An 18483-nucleotide genomic window follows, 5' to 3' on the forward strand; every position below is an offset into this window, starting at 1 on the left:
TGAAGTGGCTATGAAGTGTGGGGATGTCGGGACTCGGGACGGGGGACTCGGGACTCGAAAGAGCGGGAATGCGGCAGCCCTGGGCTGTTACGAGTCCCGAGTCCCGAGTCCCCGGTCCCGGCTTCATTCGCACCAAAGCACGCGCAAGCGCGCACCAGGCGTATCGAAGGCGACGCGGATCGGGAATTCGTGCGGATCGGTGCCGGCCAGCGCGCGTTCGAGCACGTCGAGCTTCTGCTTGCCGCGCAACAGCAGCATGCGCCGGCCGATCGGCGCCAGGCCGGCCGGGGTCAGGGTGATGCGCAGCGGCCAGGTATTGGCGCCGGGGCAGCCGGTGGCGTCGAGCGCGGCGTAGGGCAGCGGATTGGCCAGCGCCTTGCTCAGGTCGGTGGCGCCGGGGAACAGCGACGCGGTGTGGCCGTCGCCGCCCATGCCCAGCACCGCCAGGCACGCGGCCGGCGCGTGCTGCGCATGCAGGTTGGCGGCATGCACACAGTCCTGCAGCGGCTTGCCGACCCGCACCAGCGGCTCGAAGCGCGCGCCTTCGGCACGCTCCAGGAAGCTCTGCCGGACCAAGTAGGCGTTGCTGTCGCTGTCCTGCGGCGACAGCCAGCGCTCGTCGACCAGGCCCACGTCCAGCTTCGACCAGTCCAGCGGCAGCTCGGCCAGCGCCTGGTACACCGGCGCCGGGGTGGTGCCGCCGGACAGCAGCAGCCGCGCGCCGCCGCGCCGTTGGATCTCCTCGCGCAGCGCGTCGCCGATCTCGGCCGCCGCCGCGTCGATCCATTCGTCTGGATCGTCGTAACGGATCAGGGTGATGCGATCGGACAACGTGGGGTTCATGCGACGACTCCTGGGGATTCGCGCTCGGCATCGACCGCGTAGGCAGCGGCGCCGAGCAGGCCGGGACGCGGATGGATCACCGCCAGCGACGGCACCCGTGCCATGATCGACGAAAAGCGGCCCTTGTGCTCGAAGCGCTGGCGGAAGCCGGAATGCTGGAGCGCATCGAGCATCTTCGGTACCAGGCCGCCGGTCAGGAACACGCCGTCCCAGGCGCCGTGCATCAGCACCAGGTCGCCGGCGATGGCGCCGAACACCGCACAGAACACGTCGATCGTGCGCATCGCGCGGTAGTCGCCCTGCGCGGCGCGCGCGGTGATGTCGGCCGGCTGCAGCGGGCCCGGGTCGTCGCCGGCGATCTCGCTGAGCGCGCGATGGATGTTGACCAGGCCGGGACCGCAGATCAGGCGCTCGTTGGAGACGCGGCCGAACTGTTGCGACAGCAATTCCAGGATGCGGATCTCCTCGGGCGTGCCGGGCGGGAAGCTGACGTGGCCGCCCTCGGTCTCCAGCGGATAGCAGCGGCCGCCGCGGATCAGCAGGCCGCCCACGCCCAGGCCGGTGCCCGGGCCGATCACCGCGTAGTTGCGCGGCTGCGCGATCGGCGACGGCTGCCAGACCGCGCCGCCGACCTGGATCACGTCCTGCGGCTGCAGCAGGCTGATCGCCATCGCCTGCGCGGCGAAGTCGTTGATCAGGTGCAGTTCCTCGAAGCCGAGCATGGCGCGGGTGCGCGAGCGCGAGATCACCCACGGATGGTTGGTGATCCGCGCCTCGTCGCCGTCCACGCGCCCGGCCACGGCGAACACGCCGCTGCGCGCGTCCACTCCGGTCTGCTGCAGGTAGTAGCGCGCGGCATCGCCCAGCGACGGGAAGTCCACCACCGCGAAGGTCTGGGTGCTGTCGTCGAGCAGCGGCGCCGACGCGCCGAGGTCGGCGAGCGCGAAGCGCGCGTTGGTGCCGCCGATGTCGGCGACCAGCACCGGCCGCAGCGGCGCGGTCATGGCGTGTCCCGCTGCACGGCGCTGGCGTCGTCGGCGGAGACGTAGCGTTCGGCTTCCTGCGGCCCCCAGCTGCCGGCCGGGTAGGGCAGCAGCGGCGACTGCGCCTGCGCCCAGGCGTCGCTGACGCTGTCGATCCAGGCCCAGGCCGCGCGCACTTCGTCGTCGCGCACGAACAGCGCGTGGTTGCCGTTGAGCGCGTCGAGCATCAGCCGCTCGTAGGCGATGCGGCGGTGCAGGCCGGTCGGCACCGACAGCTCCAGCTCCAGCGGCTGCAGTTCCAGCGCGCCCCATTCCGGACCGGCCAGGCTGCTCATCAGGCCCAGCTCGATGTTTTCCTGCGGCTGCAGCTGGAAGGTCAGCCGGTTCGGCGCCACGTGGGTCGCGTCGGGCCGCTCGAACAGCCAGTGGGTGACCGGCTTGAGCGTGACCACGATGCGCGTGGTGCGTTCGGCCAGGCGCTTGCCGGTGCACAGCCGGAACGGCACGCCGGCCCAGCGCCAGTTGTCGATGTAGGCGGTGACGCCGACGAAGGTCTCCACGTCGCTGCCTTCCGGCGGCTGGTAGGCCTGCGCCGGCTGGCCGTTGATGGTGCCGGCGGTGTAGCGCCCGCGCACGCTGTCGCGCGCGGCGTGCGCGGCCTGCAGCGGACGCAGCGCGCGCAGCACCTTGACCTTCTCGTCGCGGATGCGGTCCGCTTCCAGCGACGCCGGCGGCTCCATCGCCACCAGGCACAGCAACTGCAGGATGTGGCTCTGGACCATGTCGCGCAGCGCGCCGGAACGCGCGTAGTAGGCGTCACGGCCGTCCACGCCTTCGCTCTCGGCGACCAGGATCTCCACCGACTCGATGTAGTTGCGGTTCCACACCGCTTCCAGCAGCGTGTTGCCGAAGCGCAGCGCGATCAGGTTCTGCACCGCGGCCTTGCCCAGGTAGTGGTCCAGGCGGAACACGCGGTCCTCGTCGATCAGCGCGCCGATCGCCTGCAGGATCTCGCGCGCGCTGGCCGAGTCGTGGCCGATCGGCTTCTCCAGCATCAGCCGGTTCGGCGCGGCCAGCGCGCCGCCCAGAGCCAGGCCCTGGCAGGTGCTGATGTACAGCCCCGGCGGGATCGCCAGGTAGCTGACGCACTTGCGCGCGGCCAGCTCGCGCACCGCATCGGCCACCGACTCGGCGTTGCGCAGGTCCACCGAGCGGTAGTCGGTGCGGTCCAGCAACGATTGGATGACCGCCTCGCTGACCTGCGGCATCGCCGCCTGCAGGCGCGGCTTGAGGATCTCGTGGAACTTGGCGGTGTCGTGCGGCGACAGCGCCAGCGCGCGGATGCGGAAGTCTTCCGGCAGGAAGCCGTCGTCGAGCATGCGCAGCAGCGAGGGGAACAGGTAGCGCTGGGCCAGATCGCCGGTGGCGCCAAACAGCAGGAAGGTATCGTGCATCGACCGGTTTTCGGTTTCGGGTGACATTTCGTCGATCACCTGGGGGCTAGAAGTGACGTGGCGTTGGTAAGCAAGCGGCGGGACCGGCCTGTATCCGTCCTGCGGCTCGTGCGGGCATAGCGGTGACCGCCAGCGGGACGCACGATCCTGGAGATGAATACGACTGCCAGACCTCTGAGCATACCTGTCTAATGCCTCAAGCATCAGGCCGTTGCTCGTGCGCGCGCCGGGACGGCGGCAGGTTGGCGGATCGCATCGCAGGCCCTCGCAGGCGTCGATGTTGCCCCGTGAAAACGGTTACATGGCAGAATACCGCATTGCGCTCCCATTGTTGCCTGTGTCGCTGGCACGATGCGAACCGCATTCGTATGCACTGCCATCGGGAGGGACCGGCGGCAGCCCGTCTCTCCCAGCCGGAAACCGGATACCGCACCATGGCGAAAGTACAACTGGACAACATCCGCAAGGTCTACGACAACGGCCAGGTCGCCGTGCACGGGGCCAGCTTCGAAGTGGCCGACGGCGAGCTGATGGTGCTGGTCGGGCCGTCCGGCTGCGGCAAGTCCACCCTGCTGCGGATGATCGCCGGGCTTGAAGAGATCAGCGGCGGCGAGCTGCGTATCGGCGAGAACGTGGTCAACGACGTGGCGCCGAAGGATCGCGACATCGCGATGGTGTTCCAGAGCTACGCGCTGTACCCGCACATGACCGTGGCCGAGAACCTGGCGTTCGGGCTGAAGCTGCGCGGCGAACCCAAGGACGTCATCGAGCGCCGTGTCGCCGCCGCTGCCGAGACGCTGGGCCTGACCCCGATGCTCGGCAAGCTGCCGCGGGCGATGTCCGGCGGCCAGCGCCAGCGCGTGGCGCTGGGTCGCGCGCTGGTGCGCGAGCCGGCGGTGTTCCTGCTCGACGAGCCGCTGTCGAACCTCGACGCCAAGCTGCGCCATTCGGTGCGCACCGAGATCGCGCAGCTGCACCGCAAGCTCGGCACCACGATGATCTACGTGACCCACGACCAGGTCGAGGCGATGACCCTGGGCCAGCGCATCGTGGTGCTCAAGGACGGGCTGATCCAGCAGATCGACACGCCGATGGCGCTGTACGAACGCCCCGCCAACCTGTTCGTGGCCGGGTTCCTCGGCAGCCCGGCGATGAACGTGCTGCAGGGCCAGCTGGTCGAGGAAGACGGCGTGCACCTGCAGCTGGCCGACGGCAGCCGCGTGCCGCTGCACGGCGCGCATGTCGCGCCGCAGTGGCTGGGCCGGCCGATCGCGATCGGCGTGCGGCCCGAGCACCTGCAGCCCAGCGCGGACGGGCAGGGCGGGTTCGCGGCCACCATCGAGGTGATCGAGCCGGTCGGCAACGAGATCTTCGTCAACCTCAGCTACGGCAGCCAGCCGCTGGTGATGCGGGTGGCGCCGCGCGCGCTGCCGGGCCTGGGCGAGAGCCTGCGCGTGGCGGTGCGCGGCGAGGCGCTGCATTTCTTCGATCCGGAGAGCGGCGAGCGTTTGGAGGCTCGGGACTCGGGACTCGGGACTCGGGACTCGCAACCGCAATAAGCCAAGGTGGGCGTTCCCGGCCGCTGCCGGGTTCAGCGCGCGAGGCCTTCGTGCAGCGGCTGCCATTGCGCGGCCTGCGCACCGATGGACAGACCGGTCGGCGGCGCGTCCTCCAGCGGCAGTACCGCCAGCGCCAGCTCGCCGGCGATGCTGACCACACTGCCCAGCGCCTGTCCGTCGCGCAGCACCTGCGCGCCGACCTCGGCCACGCCGTCCACCGCCAGCAACTGCAGCGCGCGCTTGGCCTTGCCCAGGAAATGGGTGCGGGCGACGATCTCCTGGCCCGGATAGCAGCCTTTCTTCACGCTGAAGGCGTGCAGCCGGTCCAGCGCCAGCTGCTGCGGGGTCCATTGTTCGCGCTGGCCGGCGTCGAGCCGGGCCAGGCCCAGCGCCAGATCGGTCCGGCGCCATGCCGCGGCGAATGCGGGATCGGCCACGCCGGCATCGGCGGCCGGCGCCAGCAGCAGCGTGCGCGGCATCGCGCCGCCGCCCATGTCCAGCTCGATCACGCCGTGGTCACCCGGCGCAGACGCTGCGCCCCGGGCCTGTTCGGGCATGCTCAGGCGCCCGAAGCCATGCAGATCCTCACGCACCGCGATGCGCACCTTGCGCCGGAATACGAAGCGGTTCAGCGCCGTCGCCAGTTCCGCTGCGCCGCCGTCTGGCAGCAGCACCAGCAGTTCGTCGTCGGCGCGCCGCAGCAGCGCGAACAGCGCGATCACCCGGCCTTTCGCGGTCAGCCAGGCATTCCACTGCCAGTGGCCGTTGCGCAGCGCCTGCACGTCGTTGGCGAACTGCGCCTGGGCGAAAGCCACTGCATCCACGCCGCTCAAGCCTACGTATTGCAGGTCTGGCAGCGCGGAAAAACGGTCGAAAGTGAGATTCAGGTTGTCAGGCACGAGGGGGAGGACTAAAATTACGCTGTTGTGAGACCCGCATGATAGGCCAACCAACCCCCACACCCGAGTCCGATCCCGAAACGCAGCGACCCGCCGAGGAGACGACTCCGGAAGCGACGCCTGCGCCGCGGGAAATCGGCGGTCGCGGCGGCCTCGAGCCGACGCGCTACGGCGACTGGGAGAAAAACGGACGCTGCATCGATTTCTGATCCAGCTTTGAGCCAACGCGGCCTTAAGCACGCCGCCCAGCCGAGACAACGAGCCCAGCGAATGGCGACCCGCGAACGTCCTCTTTCCCCCCACCTGCAGGTCTATCGTTGGCAGATCCAGATGGTGACCTCGATCCTGAATCGAGCCACCGGCATCGTGCTCTCGATCGGCGCCCTGGTCATCGCCGCCGGTTTGCTGGCGCTGATGCTCGGTCCGTCCTCCTGGAACCTCTTCCGCGATATCGCCGGCGCCTGGTACGGACAGGTGTTCCTGTTCGGCTGGACCTGGTGCTTCGCCTTCCATCTGTTCGGCGGCCTGCGCCACATCCTGCAGGACTTCGGCCAGGGCTACGCGGTGCGCGCCTTCGTCACCATCGGCTGGCTGTCGGTGATCCTCAGCTTCGTGCTGACCGGCGCCGTGTGGGCCTACGTGTTGCTGGGAGCTGGCGCATGAACCGTTACCGTACTCCGCTGAAGAACGTGCGCGGCCTGGGCGCGGCCAAGACCGGCACCGAGCATTTCGTGGTGCAGCGGTTGACCGCCACCGCGCTGGTGCCGCTGTCGATCTGGTTCCTGATCTTCGTGCTGGGCCTGATGGGTTCGGACTACGTCGCCGCCACCGAGGCGGTGGCCAAGCCGTGGAATGCGATCCTGCTGGTCGGCTTCCTCATCGCCGCGTTCTGGCATGCGCAGCTGGGCATGCAGGTGGTGCTGGAAGACTACGTGCACACCTCGCTGCTGGCCCTCGCGGCGCAGACCATCGTGCGTTTCGTCGCCGTGCTCGGCGCCATCGTCAGCATCTTCGCCGTGGCGCGCATCGCGCTAGGCATTGCCTGATCCGCCGGCGACCCTTCTAGGAACCCCCATTTCGATGTCCGCTTACAAGATCACCGAACACAAGTACGACATGGTCGTGGTCGGCGCCGGCGGCGCCGGCCTGCGCGCCACCTTCGGCCTGGCCCAGAAGGGCCTGCAGACGGTCTGCCTGACCAAGGTCTTCCCGACCCGTTCGCACACCGTGGCTGCGCAGGGCGGCATCTCCGCCGCGCTCGGCAACATGGGCGAGGACGACTGGCGCTACCACTTCTACGACACCATCAAGGGCTCGGACTGGCTGGGCGACCAGGACGCGATCGAGTACATGTGCCGCGAGGCGATCCCGGCGATCATCGAGCTGGAACACTACGGCGTGCCGTTCTCGCGCACCGAGGACGGCAAGATCTACCAGCGTCCGTTCGGCGGCATGACCACCAAGTACGGCGAAGGCCCGTCCGCGCAGCGCACCTGCGCCGCCGCCGACCGCACCGGCCACGCCATGCTGCACACGCTGTACCAGCAGTCGCTGGCGCACAACGCGCGCTTCATGATCGAGTACTTCGCGCTGGACTTGATCTTCGACGAGGAAGGCGTGTGCCGCGGCGTGCTCGCGCTGGACATGGCCGAAGGCTCGCTGCACCTGTTCCGCGCCCATGGCGTGGTGCTGGCCACCGGTGGCTACGGCCGCGCCTACTTCAGCGCCACCTCCGCCCACACCTGCACCGGCGACGGCGGCGGCCTGGTGATGCGCGCCGGCCTGCCGATGCAGGACATGGAGTTCGTGCAGTTCCATCCCACCGGCATCTACGGCGCCGGCTGCCTGATCACCGAGGGCGTGCGCGGCGAAGGCGGCATCCTGCGCAACAGCAACGGCGAGCGCTTCATGGAGCGCTACGCCCCGCACTACAAGGATCTGGCCTCGCGCGACGTGGTGTCGCGTTCGATGACCATCGAGATCCGCGAAGGCCGCGGCGTCGGCGAGCACAAGGACCACATCCTGCTCGATCTGACCCATCTCGGCCCGGAAGTGATCAACGACAAGCTGCCCGGCATCGCCGAGAGCGCGCACATCTTCGCCGGCGTCGACGTGGCCAAGCAGCCGATCCCGGTGATCCCGACCGTGCACTACAACATGGGCGGCATCCCGACCAACTACCACGGCGAAGTGGTGCGCAAGGACGGCGACAACCCGGATTCGGTGGTGCCCGGCCTGTACGCGATCGGCGAGGCGGCCTGCGTGTCGGTGCACGGCGCCAACCGCCTGGGCTCCAACTCGCTGTTGGACCTGGTGGTGTTCGGCCGCGCGGTGGCCATCCGTTGCGCCGAGACGATCAAGTCCGGCGCGCCGCACAAGACCCTGCCCAGCGATTCCTGCGACAAGGCGCTGGGCCTGCTCGACAAGCTGCGCAACTCCAACGGCGGCACCCCGACGTCGGTGATCCGCGACAAGATGCAGCGCACCATGCAGTCCGACGCGGCGGTGTTCCGCACCAGCAAGACGCTGCAGGAAGGCGTGGACAAGATGGCCGAGATCTTCGCCACGTTCCAGGACGTGAAGGTCTCCGACCGCTCGCTGGTGTGGAATTCGGACCTGATCGAGACCTACGAACTGAACAACCTGCTGCTCAACGCGGTGGCGACGATCAACTCGGCCGAGCAGCGCAAGGAAAGCCGCGGCGCGCATGCGCACGAGGATTTCCCCGACCGCGACGACGTCAACTGGCAGAAGCACACCCTGGTCACCGTCGACGACAAGGGCCAGTGCAGCTTCGACTACCGCCCGGTGCACATGTATACGCTCAGCAAGGACGTTGACGTGGTGCCGCCGAAGCCGCGCGTGTACTGACCAAAGCCGGGATTGGGGATTGGTGATTCGGGATTCGAAGCACTTCGTTTCCTGCGCCCAACGCACCCCCCAATCCCTAATCCCCAATCCCGGATTTTAAAAGCCATGGCAGAGTTCACCCTCCCCAAGAATTCCAAGATCGGCAAGGGCAAGCACTTTCCCGCCACCGGCGCGAAGAATGCACGCACCTTCAAGGTCTACCGTTGGAATCCGGACGACGACAGCAACCCGCGTACCGACACCTACGAGGTGGATCTGGACGCGTGCGGCCCGATGGTTCTGGACGCGCTGATCAAGATCAAGAACGAGATCGATCCGACCCTGACCTTCCGCCGTTCCTGCCGCGAGGGCATCTGCGGGTCGTGCGCGATGAACATCGACGGCACCAACACGCTGGCCTGCACCAAGGCGATCGCCGACTGCGACAAGGCCGAAGTGCCGATCTATCCGCTGCCGCACATGAGCGTGATCAAGGATCTGGTGCCGGACCTGACCCACTTCTACGCGCAGTACGCGTCGATCAAGCCATGGATCCGCACCCAGACCCCGCCGCCGCCGGACCGCGAGCGGCTGCAGTCGCCGGAAGACCGCAAGAAGCTCGACGGCCTGTACGAGTGCATCCTGTGCGCGTGCTGCTCGACCAGCTGCCCGAGCTACTGGTGGAACGGCGAGCGCTACCTGGGCCCGGCGATCCTGCTGCAAGCCTACCGCTGGATCATCGACTCGCGCGACGAGGACACCGGTGCGCGCCTGGACGACCTGGAAGATCCGTTCAAGCTGTACCGCTGCCACACCATCATGAACTGCGCGCGGACCTGTCCGAAGGGGCTGAACCCGGCGCTGGCGATCGCCGAGATCAAGAAGCTGATGATGGCGCGCCGCGCCTGATCGGTTAGCTCCACACATGGCGGGCGTGCCCGTCCACTGCGCGGCACCGGCTCTCGGGTTCGGTGCCGCGCGCGTTTCCGGCGGTCGCCGCAGCAGGCGTCCGTCCACAAAGACATGGGTGCGATGCGATGGACGAAGCCACCGAACTGAAGAAGCTGCGCTGGCGCTGCCGGCGCGGCATGCGCGAGCTGGACCAGCTGTTCGGGCGCTACCTGGACCGGCGCTGGGCGCAAGCCTCCGAGGCCGAGCGCGGGGTTTTCCTATACCTGCTCGATTGCGAGGACGATAAGTTGTGGCGCTGGTTCATGGGCTACGAGGCTTGTCCCGATGCGCGCGCCGCCGATCTCATCGCCACCATCCGCGCCATGCCGGCTTGAGTGGCGCCCATCGCGCTGGCTGCTGGCGGCACTGGCGCTGCTGAGCGTGCTGGCGCCGCTGTCGATCCTGGGCTCGGACATGCCGCGGCCCTGGGCCTGGCCGGCAGCGGCGTTGGCCGCGCTGTACGCGGCGCTGCTGCTGCGCCGCGAAGCCCGCCGCGCGCCGCGCGCGCTGCTGATTCCACCGCAGGGCAGCGTGGCGGCGAGCGTCGATGGCCAGCCGGTGGCGGCGCTGCAGGTGGACTGGCGCGGGCCGCTGGCGTTCGTGCGCTGGCGCGACGCGCACGGACGGGTAGGGCGCCTGGCCTGGTGGCCGGACACGCTGCCGGCGCCGGCGCGACGTGAACTGCGTCTGGCCGCTCAGGCCCGTGCCGCTTCGTCTGCGCCCCCGCAGATGGCACCATAGCGCTCCCTGGACGGTGGCTGCGCATGTTCAAACCCTTACCCGTGGCCATCGGCCTGCGCTACCTGCGCGCCAAGCGCCGCAACAACTTCATCTCTTTCATTTCGATGGCCTCGATCCTCGGCATCGCCCTGGGCGTGACCGTGCTGATCACCACGCTGGCGGTGATGAGCGGTTTCCAGAAGGAGATCCGCGACCGCCTGCTGCAGATGGCCGCGCATGCCACGGTCAGCGCGCAGGGCGCGCCGATGCAGGACTGGCAGCACGCGGTGGACGTGGCCACCCGCGATCCGCGCGTGGCCGGCGCCGCGCCGTACGTCGAGGAAGAGGCGCTGCTCACCGGGCAGCGCAACCAGCCGGCGATCGTGCGCGGCATCCTGCCCGGCGAGGAGGCCAAGGTCTCGGTGCTGGCGCAGAAGATGAAGCAGGGCTCGATCGACAGCCTGACCCCCGGCTCCTACAACATCCTGCTCGGCCAGGAACTGGCGCTGTGGCTGGGCGTGGGCGTCGGCGACAAGGTGGTGGTGATGCTCGGCGAACCGCAGGCCAGCCCGATGGGCATGGTGCCGCGCTACAAGCGCTTCACCGTCAGCGGCATCTTCGAGGCCGGCTACAACGAGATCGACCGCGGCCTGGCGGTGACCAGCATGGCGGACATGCAACGCGTGCTGCGCATGGGCGACGGCGTCACCGGCGTGCGCCTGAAGCTGCACAACATGGACCTGGCCTGGAACGTGGCCCGCGACCTGGCGCTGAACCTGCACGGCCCGTACATGGTCAGCGACTGGACCCGCGAGAACGCCAACCTCTACCAGTCGCTGAAGATGGAAAAGACGGTGATGGGCATCCTGCTGTCGCTGATCATCGCGATGGGCGCGTTCAACCTGGTGTCCTCGCAGGTGATGCTGGTCACCGACAAGCAGGCCGACATCGCCATCCTGCGCACGCTGGGGCTGAGCCCGGGCGGGGTGATGCAGGTGTTCATGGTGCAGGGCACGCTGATCGGCGTGATCGGCACCGTCGCCGGGGTGATCGGCGGCATCGTGCTGACCCTGAACCTGGAGCGGATCCTGGCCGGCATCGAAGCGCTGTTCAACATCAAGCTGCTGCCCGAGGACGTGTACTACATCACCGGCCTGCCCACCGACATGCAGCCGCACGACGTGGTGGTGATCACCCTTGTCGCGCTGCTGATGAGCTTCCTGGCCACGCTGTACCCGGCCTGGCGCGCGGCGCGTACGCAACCGGCGGAGGCGCTGCGTTATGAATGAGCATCGGGACATGGGACTCGGGACTCGGGACTCGGAAGTGCAAAAGCCACAGCGTGCCGATGCGGCGATCCGCGCCGAAGGCCTCGGCAAGACCTACGCCGAAGGCAAGATGCGCACGCCGGTGTTCGACGGGCTGGACCTGGCCGTGGCGCCGGGCGAGACCGTGGCCATCGTCGGCGCGTCCGGCGCCGGCAAGAGCACGCTGCTGCACCTGCTCGGCGGCCTCGACGTGCCCACCGCCGGCGAGGTGTACGTGGCCGGGCAGCGCATGTCGGCGCTGTCGGACGCGGCGCGCGGGCAACTGCGCAACCGCTCGCTGGGCTTCGTCTACCAGTTCCATCACCTGCTGCCGGAATTCACCGCGCTGGAGAACGTGATGATGCCGGTGCTGCTCGGCGGCGCCGCGGTCAAGGACGCCGAGGCGCGCGCGCGCGCCTTGCTGGAATCGGTGGGCCTGGGCCATCGCCTGGAGCACAAGCCGGGCGAACTGTCCGGCGGCGAGCGCCAGCGCGCGGCGGTGGCGCGTGCGCTGGTCAACCGCCCGGCCTGCGTGCTCGGCGACGAGCCGACCGGCAACCTCGACGACAAGACCGCGGCCAACGTGTTCGCGCTGATGCTCGACCTCAACCGCGCGCACGGCACCAGCCTGGCTCTGGTCACCCATGACCGCAGCCTGGCGCGCAAGCTCGACCGTGTGCTGGAACTGCACCAGGGCAAGCTGCGCGAACTGGCGCCTGCCGACGTGTAGCGGCGCGTGTGTCGGCGTGGAATGCGCCGGCATGGTCGCGACCCGGCGGCTGCGACGAATGCATTTCGGAACAATGGCGGTTCCGGCGATCGGTCGCGGCTGAAGCCGCTCCTACAGTGCACCCAGCCGCCGGCCACGCCCCCTGTAGGAGCGGCTTCAGCCGCGACGAACGAAGCCGGAGTTTTTCCGGTCATGGAACACCCGGTGGCCCGATGGGCCGAAGCCACGCGGAGTCGCTCCCACAGGGGACTTGTGGCCTGCTCGTTGGGTGCACTGTGGGAGGACTTCAGTCCCGGCGCGGTCCGGTCGCGGCATCTCCACCGCTTCGCTCGTCGCGACTGAAGTCGCTCCCACAAGGGACTTGTGGCCTGCTCGCTGGGTGCACTGTGGGAGGGACTTCAGTCCCGGCGCGGTCCGGTCGCGGCATCTCCACCGCTTCGCTCGTCGCGACTGAAGTCGCTCCTACAAGGGACTCGTGGCCTGCTCGCTGGGTGCACTGTGGGAGGACTTCAGTCCGGACGCGGTCCGGTCGCGGCATCTCCACCGCTTCGCTCGTCGCGACTGAAGTCGCTCCTACAAGAGACTTTTGGCCTGCTCGCTGGGTGCACTGTGGGAGGACTTCAGTCCCGGCGCGGTCCGGTCGCGGCATCTCCACCGCTTCGCTCGTCGCGACTGAAGTCGCTCCCACAAGGGACTTGTGGCCTGCTCGCTGGGTGCACTGTGGGAGGGACTTCAGTCCCGACGCGGTTCGGTCGCGGCATCTCCACCGCTTCGCTCGTCGCGACTGAAGTCGCTCCCACAGGGACTTGTGGCCTGCTCGCCTGGTGCACTGTGGGAGGGACTTCAGTCCCGACGCGGTCCGGTCGCGGCACCTCCAATGCTTCGCTCGTCGCGACTGAAGTCGCTCCCACAAAGGATTCGTGGCCTGCTCGCTGGGTGCACTGTGGGAGGACTTCAGTCCCGACGCGGTCCGGTCGCGGCATCTCCACCGCTTCGCTCGTCGCGACCGAAGTCGCTCCCACAAGGGACTTGTGGCCCGCTCGCTGGGTGCACTGTGGGAGGGACTTCAGTCCCGACGCGTTTCGGTCGCGGCACCTCCAATGCTTCGCTCGTCGCGACCGAAGTCGCTCCAGACCCACCGGACGAAGACCCTCAGATCCTGTCAATTCGACAATCCCTCATCGCCGCTCTCACAGCGGCAGCAGCCAACCCGCCGATGCTGCGATTCTGCGACCGTCAGGGAATCATCCGCTGCGCGCGCAGCCTGGTGAACAGTTCCAGGAACGACGCGCGGCTGTCGTAGTAGCCGAGGAAGCCGAGATCGCGGCTCTTGGTCATGTCGTTGACGCACTCGATTTCGCGGCCGAGGTCGGCATCGGTATGCCACCACGACGCCAGCTGATTCACGTCCGCCTGCACCAGCGCGTGCCCCTCGGCGATCTGGCGCCATTGTGCCGGCGCGCTGTCCTTCAGGCGCGGCTCCAGCGGCATCGGCGCCTCTGGATACGGCGCGGCCTCCAGGCCGAAGAACGCGGCGATCTCGCCCCACATCCAGCGCCAGCGGAACACGTCGCCGTTGACCGTGTTGAACGCCTGGTTGCGCGCGGCCGGGCTGGTCGCGGCCCAGGCCAGCTGGCGGCCGAGCAGGCCGGCGTCGGTGAGGTCGGTGAGGCTGTCCCACTGCGCGCGCGAGCCGGGGAACACGAACGGCTGCCCACTGTGCTTGCACAGCGTCGCGTACACCGCCAGGGTCACGCCCATGTTCATCGCATTGCTGCCGTTGGCCTGGCCGATCATGGTGTGCGAGCGGTGCACGCTCCAGCCGAAACTGTGGCGTGCGGCGGCGTCGAACAGCAGGTCTTCCAGCGTGTAGTAGAAGTTCTCGCCGGGCTGGCGCGGCTCGCTCTCGCGGAATGGCGTCTCCGCCTTGCCGCTGCCGTAGTGTTCGAACGAACCCACGTAATGCTTGGTGCCGGTGACCAGCGCCATGTGCTGCAGCGTGGCGCCGTCCAGGCCTTCGCGCAGATGGCGCAGCATCGCGCCGTTGGCGGCGACGTTTTCCTTCTCGGTGGCGCGCCGTGTCCATGTGCAGAAGAACACGTGGGTAATCGGCAGCCCGCGCAGCGCGGCCATGGTCGCCTCGCGATCGAGCAGGTCGGCGGCGACCGCGATCACGCCTTCCTGCGGGACCGGGCGGCGCGCCAGGCCATAGACGGTCCAGCCTTCCGCGACCAGGACCCTGGCCAGGTTGTAGCCGGAAATGCCGGTGACCCCGACCACCAGTGCGGTGCCCTTGCGCATGCGCGGATCCTCATCAGCCAAACCGGCACGCTAGCGAGACGCCGATGAACATGCGGCGAAAGCGACCGTGCGCTGCACGTGACGACGCAAGGCGCGTGCGGCGAATTCCTACGCGGCCTGCAGGGCTTGGCCGATAGCGCGCATCGGCACGGCGCGAGAGCCTGTCGATGCAGCCAGCGCGATGACGATGACCACGAAAGACCGCGACAGGTAGCGGCGGCCCCGGGTCGTCTGCTGACCTCGATGTCGCCCGACGCGGTCGCCGTCGTCCGGCGCGATGGCTGCGGCCACTCGTGCACCTTCACCCGTCCATGCCAAGGAGGCGATCGCATGCGGCAATGCTCGGCACCTGCCGACGGCCACGCCGTCCGCGTATCGGCGCCTTCGCACGGCAGCGCGATCGCGCCGTTCGGCATCGCCGTCGCCGCCGCTCTGACCGCCGGCGTGCTGGCGACCTTGTGGCTGCCGCGGCTGGCGCCGTGGCCGCTGTCGCTGGCGCTGCTGCTGGGCGGCATCGCGCTGTTCGTGGGCCTGCCGCGCTGGCGTTGGCTGGGTGCGTTCGCGGTGGGCTGCGGATGGTTGGGGCTGGTCGCCGGCATGGTGCTGGCGCGGCAACTGCCGGCGAACCTGGAAAAGCGCGTGGCCACGCTGAGCGGGCAGGTGGTGGAGTTGCCGCAGGCAGAGGTACGGCGCACGCGATTCCTGTTCCCGGTGGATGCCGACCCCGCGCAGCCGGCGCCGTTGCGCGGGCGCCTGCTGCAACTGGCCTGGTACGACGATTTCGGCGCGCAGGCGCCAGGTCCACGTACCGCGCTGCATGCCGGCGCGCGCTGGCGCCTGAGCGTGCGCCTGCGCGCGCCTCGCGGGCTCAGCAACCCCGGCGGCTTCGACGCCGAGGCGTATGCGCTGGCGCAGCGGATCAGCGCCAGCGGCTACGTGGCGGCGCCGCGCGAGGCCGCCGAACTGGCGCCCGGGCGCGGCATCGATGCCTGGCGCGAGCGCGTGTCGGCGCGGATCGCGGCCGCGGTGCCGCGGGCCTCCGCGCGTTATGTGCAGGCGCTGGCGCTCGGCGATACGCGGATGCTGGACGACCGCGACTGGCGCATCCTGCGCGCCGCCGGCCTGACCCATCTGATCGCGATCTCCGGTTTCCATGTCGGCCTGGTCGCCGGTGCGTTCGCGCTGCTCGGCGGCGGCCTGTGGCGGCTGTGGCCGCGGCTGGGACGGCATTGGCCGCGACGCCAGGCGGCGGCGTTGCTGGCGGTGCTCGGCGCCGGTGGCTACACCGTGCTGTCGGGAATGGCGCTGCCGACCGTGCGCACCTTGCTGATGATCGCAGTGGTGGTGGTCGCGCGCCTGTGGCGGCGCCCGGTGCGGGTGGTCGATGGCCTGGCGCTGGCAGCGATCGTCATGCTGGTCTTCGACCCGCTGGCGGTGCTGTCGGCGGGGTTCTGGCTGAGCTTCCTCGGCGTGGCCTGGCTGGCCTGGTGCATGCCGGTCGCCGGCAGCGGCTGGCGCGACAAGCTGCGCGAGTTCCTGTCGGCGCAGGGCGTGGCCACCGTGGGACTGCTGCCGCTGAGCACGATGCTGTTCGGGCAGGCCTCGGCGGCCGGGCCGCTGGCCAACCTGCTGGCGATTCCCTGGTGGAGCCTGGTGGTGGTGCCGCTGGCGCTGCTCGGCACCGCGCTGGAAGCGCTGCATGCCGGTGCCGGGAGTTGGGCATGGCGCGCGGCGGCGGCGTGCTTCGACCTGTCCTGGCCGCTGTTCAGCACCCTGGGCGAAAGCCGCTTCGCGCTGTGGTGGTTGCCCGAGGCGCGCGACTGGGCGCTGCCGCTGGCGCTGCTGGGCGCGTTCTGGCTGTTGCTGCCGCGCGCGGTCCCGGGCAAGCCGCTGGCGGCCCTGCTGTGGCTGCCGCTGTTCTGGCCGCCGCTGGAGCGGCCGGCGCCGGGCGAGGTGGAACTGGTGATGATCGACGTCGGCCAGGGCCTGTCGGTGCTGGTGCGCACCGCACGGCACCAGTTGCTGTACGACGCCGGGCCGGCGATCAAGGACGGCTACGACGCCGGCGAGCGCGCGGTGGTGCCGGCGCTGCACGCGCTCGGCGTGGCGTGGCTGGACCGGGCGGTGATCAGCCATGGCGACAACGACCACGCCGGCGGCTTCGATGCGGTCCGCGCAGCGCTGCCGGTGGCCCTGGCCGAGGCGCCGGCCGGCGCGCCGGTGCGGGTGGACCGCCCGTGCCAGGCCGGGACGGCCTGGGAGTGGGACGGGGTGCGCTTCCGCTTCCTGCATCCCACGCCCGGGTTTCCCTACCTCGGCAACGAGTCGAGCTGCGTGCTGCGGGTGGAAAGCGCGCACGGCGCGATGCTGCTGACCGGCGACATCGGCGAGGTCGTCGAGAGTCGCCTGCTGCGCCAGAGGCCGCAGGACCTGCGCGCCGACGTGGTGCTGGCGCCACATCACGGCAGCGCGCATTCCTCGCAGCCGGCCTTCGTCGCCGCCACCGGCGCGCGGCTGGCGCTGGTCTCGGCCGGCGACGGCAACCGCTTCGGCCATCCGCGGCCGGCGGTGGTGGCGCGCTGGCAGGCGTCCGGCGCCGAAGTCGCGACCACCCCGCAGGGCGGCGCGCTGCGGGTGTGGCTGGGGCAGGCGGGGCTGCAGCTGCGCGAACGGCGGCCGTGGCGGGCGCGGCTGTGGGATGCCGCGGAGCGGGCGCGGGCGGCTGCTATCCTATCGGCCAGTGAACGAACGGCCGAACGTGCCGGAGGGTTGCGACGTGTGGGAACTGGTCAAGGCCGGTGGCTGGCCGATGGTGCCGTTGCTGCTGTTGGGCGTGGTCGCGCTGGCGATCGTCCTGGAGCGGTTCTGGAGCCTGCGCCGTAGCGAAGTGCTGCCGCCGGGGCTGGGCCAGGAAGTGCGCAACTGGGCCACGCGCGGCAAGCTGGACCAGACCCACATCGAGTCGCTGCGGCACAATTCGCCGCTGGGCGCGCTGCTCGCCGCGGGGCTGGACGTGCGCAACCGCCCGCGCGAGATCGTCCGCGAGCGGATCGAGGACACCGGCCGCCACGTCGTGCATCGCATGGAGCGGTTCCTGAACGCGTTGGGCACGGTGGCCTCGGCCGGGCCGCTGCTCGGCCTGCTCGGCACCGTGGTCGGCATGATCCAGATGTTCCTGGGCATCCTCGACCACGGCGTCGGCGACGTGAACCAGCTCGCCGGCGGCATCGGCAAGGCGCTGGTGTGCACCGCCACCGGCATGATCATCGCGGTGCCGGCGCTGGTCTTCCACCGCTATTTCAAGGGCCGCATCGCCGGCTACGTCATCGAGATGGAGCAGGAGGCCACCGCCTTGAGCGATGTCCTCGACGGTCACGGCCGCCCTGGCGCGCCGGCACCGGGCACGCCGCGCACGGCCTCGCGCCCGGGCGCCGCTGCGCCGGCCAAGGGCTGAGCCGGTGCGGATCCGCGACGACCGCGGCCAGGACGAGCCGCAGATCGACCTGGTGCCCCTGATCGACGTCATCCTTGTGCTGATCATCTTCTTCGTTGTGACCACCACCTTCGACGCCCGTTCCACCCTGCAACTGCAGCTGCCCAACGCCAGCGACCAGCACAACCCGGCGCCGCCGCGCGCGCTGAGCGTGCTGGTCAATGCCGACGGGCACTATTTCATCAACGACCAGGAAGTGCTGCGCACCGACGTGGAGTCGGTCAAGCGCAGCATCGCCCAGGTCGCCGGCGACGACCGCGAGCAGCCGGTGCTGCTGCGGGCCGATGCGCGCACCCCCTACCAGGCCGTGGTCACCGCGCAGGACGCGCTGGGCCAGCTCGGTTTCCGCCGCATCGCCATCGCCACCGCGCCGGAAGTCAAACCGTGAGCGGC

Annotated in this window: 19 protein-coding genes; 13 read left to right on the plus strand and 6 right to left on the minus strand. The window is 69.6% G+C overall.

All coding sequences use genetic code 11. The features are described from left to right. Positions 1–123: 123 nt before the first annotated feature. Genes pgl through zwf form a run of 3 tightly spaced genes read right to left on the minus strand, consistent with a single transcriptional unit; the run spans position 124 to position 3280 of the window. The gene (gene pgl / locus NUG20_RS09020) at positions 124–843 is read right to left on the minus strand and encodes a 6-phosphogluconolactonase (protein ID WP_263398006.1); all 720 of its coding nucleotides are present in this window, start codon (positions 841–843) and stop codon (positions 124–126) included. Continuing rightward, positions 840–1847, minus strand: coding sequence for a glucokinase (glk, locus tag NUG20_RS09025; protein ID WP_263398007.1), 1008 nt, complete (start codon positions 1845–1847; stop codon positions 840–842). The genes pgl and glk overlap by 4 nt, the downstream gene beginning before the upstream one ends. Then, positions 1844–3280 carry a glucose-6-phosphate dehydrogenase gene (gene zwf / locus NUG20_RS09030; RefSeq protein ID WP_263398008.1) on the minus strand — a complete coding sequence of 479 codons (1437 nt, stop codon included), beginning with the start codon at positions 3278–3280 and terminating at the stop codon, positions 1844–1846. The genes glk and zwf overlap by 4 nt, the downstream gene beginning before the upstream one ends. A 434-nt stretch (positions 3281–3714) precedes the next feature. Between zwf and ugpC the strand changes: the two genes are divergently transcribed. Further along, positions 3715–4839, plus strand: coding sequence for an ABC transporter ATP-binding protein (gene ugpC / locus NUG20_RS09035; RefSeq protein WP_263398009.1), 1125 nt, complete (start codon positions 3715–3717; stop codon positions 4837–4839). 32 nt (positions 4840–4871) lie between these two features. On the opposite strand, the gene NUG20_RS09040 is transcribed toward ugpC, so the two are convergent. Continuing rightward, the gene (locus NUG20_RS09040) at positions 4872–5738 is read right to left on the minus strand and encodes a CAF17-like 4Fe-4S cluster assembly/insertion protein YgfZ (protein ID WP_263398010.1); all 867 of its coding nucleotides are present in this window, start codon (positions 5736–5738) and stop codon (positions 4872–4874) included. A gap of 38 nt (positions 5739–5776) precedes the next feature. On the opposite strand from NUG20_RS09040, the gene NUG20_RS09045 reads away from it, so the two are divergent. From NUG20_RS09045 to lolD, 9 genes are all read left to right on the plus strand, one after another. Beyond that, complete coding sequence (locus NUG20_RS09045; RefSeq protein ID WP_263398011.1) at positions 5777–5947, plus strand: DUF1674 domain-containing protein; 171 nt, start codon at positions 5777–5779, stop codon at positions 5945–5947. Between the two features lie 61 nt (positions 5948–6008). Further along, on the plus strand, positions 6009–6401 hold the full coding sequence (gene sdhC, locus NUG20_RS09050) for a succinate dehydrogenase, cytochrome b556 subunit (protein ID WP_263398012.1): 393 nt from the start codon (positions 6009–6011) through the stop codon (positions 6399–6401). Beyond that, positions 6398–6784 (plus strand): succinate dehydrogenase, hydrophobic membrane anchor protein, encoded by a 387-nt coding sequence (gene sdhD, locus NUG20_RS09055; protein WP_184411015.1) that lies wholly within the window; start codon positions 6398–6400, stop codon positions 6782–6784. The genes sdhC and sdhD overlap by 4 nt, the downstream gene beginning before the upstream one ends. A 34-nt stretch (positions 6785–6818) precedes the next feature. Further along, positions 6819–8609, plus strand: a complete 1791-nt coding sequence (gene sdhA, locus NUG20_RS09060; RefSeq protein ID WP_263398013.1) for a succinate dehydrogenase flavoprotein subunit — start codon at positions 6819–6821, stop codon at positions 8607–8609. Positions 8610–8714: 105 nt separating this feature from the next. After that, entirely contained in the window at positions 8715–9497 is a 783-nt protein-coding gene (locus tag NUG20_RS09065) for a succinate dehydrogenase iron-sulfur subunit (protein ID WP_179564023.1), read from the plus strand. Between the two features lie 128 nt (positions 9498–9625). After that, positions 9626–9874 (plus strand): FAD assembly factor SdhE, encoded by a 249-nt coding sequence (locus tag NUG20_RS09070; RefSeq protein ID WP_191824597.1) that lies wholly within the window; start codon positions 9626–9628, stop codon positions 9872–9874. Beyond that, entirely contained in the window at positions 9825–10280 is a 456-nt protein-coding gene (locus NUG20_RS09075; protein WP_263398014.1) for a hypothetical protein, read from the plus strand. Before NUG20_RS09070 ends, NUG20_RS09075 begins: the two co-directional genes overlap by 50 nt. 23 nt (positions 10281–10303) lie before the next feature. Then, positions 10304–11548, plus strand: a complete 1245-nt coding sequence (locus NUG20_RS09080; RefSeq protein ID WP_263398015.1) for a lipoprotein-releasing ABC transporter permease subunit — start codon at positions 10304–10306, stop codon at positions 11546–11548. Between the two features lie 10 nt (positions 11549–11558). Further along, entirely contained in the window at positions 11559–12296 is a 738-nt protein-coding gene (gene lolD / locus NUG20_RS09085) for a lipoprotein-releasing ABC transporter ATP-binding protein LolD (protein ID WP_263398432.1), read from the plus strand. A gap of 1236 nt (positions 12297–13532) precedes the next feature. On the opposite strand, the gene NUG20_RS09090 is transcribed toward lolD, so the two are convergent. Beyond that, a complete protein-coding gene (locus NUG20_RS09090) occupies positions 13533–14597 on the minus strand; it encodes an SDR family oxidoreductase (protein ID WP_263398016.1) in 1065 nt (354 codons plus the stop codon). 108 nt (positions 14598–14705) lie between these two features. Then, a complete protein-coding gene (locus NUG20_RS09095) occupies positions 14706–14888 on the minus strand; it encodes a hypothetical protein (protein WP_263398017.1) in 183 nt (60 codons plus the stop codon). Positions 14889–14927: 39 nt separating this feature from the next. On the opposite strand from NUG20_RS09095, the gene NUG20_RS09100 reads away from it, so the two are divergent. The 3 genes from NUG20_RS09100 to NUG20_RS09110 are packed head-to-tail and all read left to right on the plus strand — an operon-like array spanning position 14928 to position 18478. Beyond that, positions 14928–17480: a DNA internalization-related competence protein ComEC/Rec2 gene (locus NUG20_RS09100; RefSeq protein ID WP_263398018.1), complete on the plus strand. Its 2553-nt coding sequence runs from the start codon at positions 14928–14930 to the stop codon at positions 17478–17480. After that, positions 17374–18051, plus strand: a complete 678-nt coding sequence (locus NUG20_RS09105; protein WP_263398433.1) for a MotA/TolQ/ExbB proton channel family protein — start codon at positions 17374–17376, stop codon at positions 18049–18051. Before NUG20_RS09100 ends, NUG20_RS09105 begins: the two co-directional genes overlap by 107 nt. A 4-nt stretch (positions 18052–18055) precedes the next feature. Next, a complete protein-coding gene (locus NUG20_RS09110) occupies positions 18056–18478 on the plus strand; it encodes an ExbD/TolR family protein (RefSeq protein ID WP_263398019.1) in 423 nt (140 codons plus the stop codon). Positions 18479–18483 lie beyond the last annotated feature (5 nt).

The sequence above is a fragment of the Xanthomonas sp. CFBP 8443 genome (assembly GCF_025666195.1).
GTDB lineage: Bacteria > Pseudomonadota > Gammaproteobacteria > Xanthomonadales > Xanthomonadaceae > Xanthomonas_A.

Bases quoted from the DNA above. Each gene is read 5' to 3' on its own strand.
- NUG20_RS09045 (WP_263398011.1), top strand. From the start codon at position 5,777: ATGATAGGCCAACCAACCCCCACACCCGAGTCCGATCCCGAAACGCAG.
- zwf (WP_263398008.1), bottom strand. From the start codon at position 3,280: ATGCACGATACCTTCCTGCTGTTTGGCGCCACCGGCGATCTGGCCCAG.
- NUG20_RS09070 (WP_191824597.1), top strand. From the start codon at position 9,626: ATGGACGAAGCCACCGAACTGAAGAAGCTGCGCTGGCGCTGCCGGCGC.
- pgl (WP_263398006.1), bottom strand. From the start codon at position 843: ATGAACCCCACGTTGTCCGATCGCATCACCCTGATCCGTTACGACGAT.
- NUG20_RS09075 (WP_263398014.1), top strand. From the start codon at position 9,825: ATGCGCGCGCCGCCGATCTCATCGCCACCATCCGCGCCATGCCGGCTT.
- sdhD (WP_184411015.1), top strand. From the start codon at position 6,398: ATGAACCGTTACCGTACTCCGCTGAAGAACGTGCGCGGCCTGGGCGCG.
- lolD (WP_263398432.1), top strand. From the start codon at position 11,559: ATGGGACTCGGGACTCGGGACTCGGAAGTGCAAAAGCCACAGCGTGCC.
- NUG20_RS09090 (WP_263398016.1), bottom strand. From the start codon at position 14,597: ATGCGCAAGGGCACCGCACTGGTGGTCGGGGTCACCGGCATTTCCGGC.
- sdhA (WP_263398013.1), top strand. From the start codon at position 6,819: ATGTCCGCTTACAAGATCACCGAACACAAGTACGACATGGTCGTGGTC.
- glk (WP_263398007.1), bottom strand. From the start codon at position 1,847: ATGACCGCGCCGCTGCGGCCGGTGCTGGTCGCCGACATCGGCGGCACC.
- ugpC (WP_263398009.1), top strand. From the start codon at position 3,715: ATGGCGAAAGTACAACTGGACAACATCCGCAAGGTCTACGACAACGGC.
- NUG20_RS09080 (WP_263398015.1), top strand. From the start codon at position 10,304: ATGTTCAAACCCTTACCCGTGGCCATCGGCCTGCGCTACCTGCGCGCC.
- sdhC (WP_263398012.1), top strand. From the start codon at position 6,009: ATGGCGACCCGCGAACGTCCTCTTTCCCCCCACCTGCAGGTCTATCGT.
- NUG20_RS09100 (WP_263398018.1), top strand. From the start codon at position 14,928: ATGCGGCAATGCTCGGCACCTGCCGACGGCCACGCCGTCCGCGTATCG.
- NUG20_RS09065 (WP_179564023.1), top strand. From the start codon at position 8,715: ATGGCAGAGTTCACCCTCCCCAAGAATTCCAAGATCGGCAAGGGCAAG.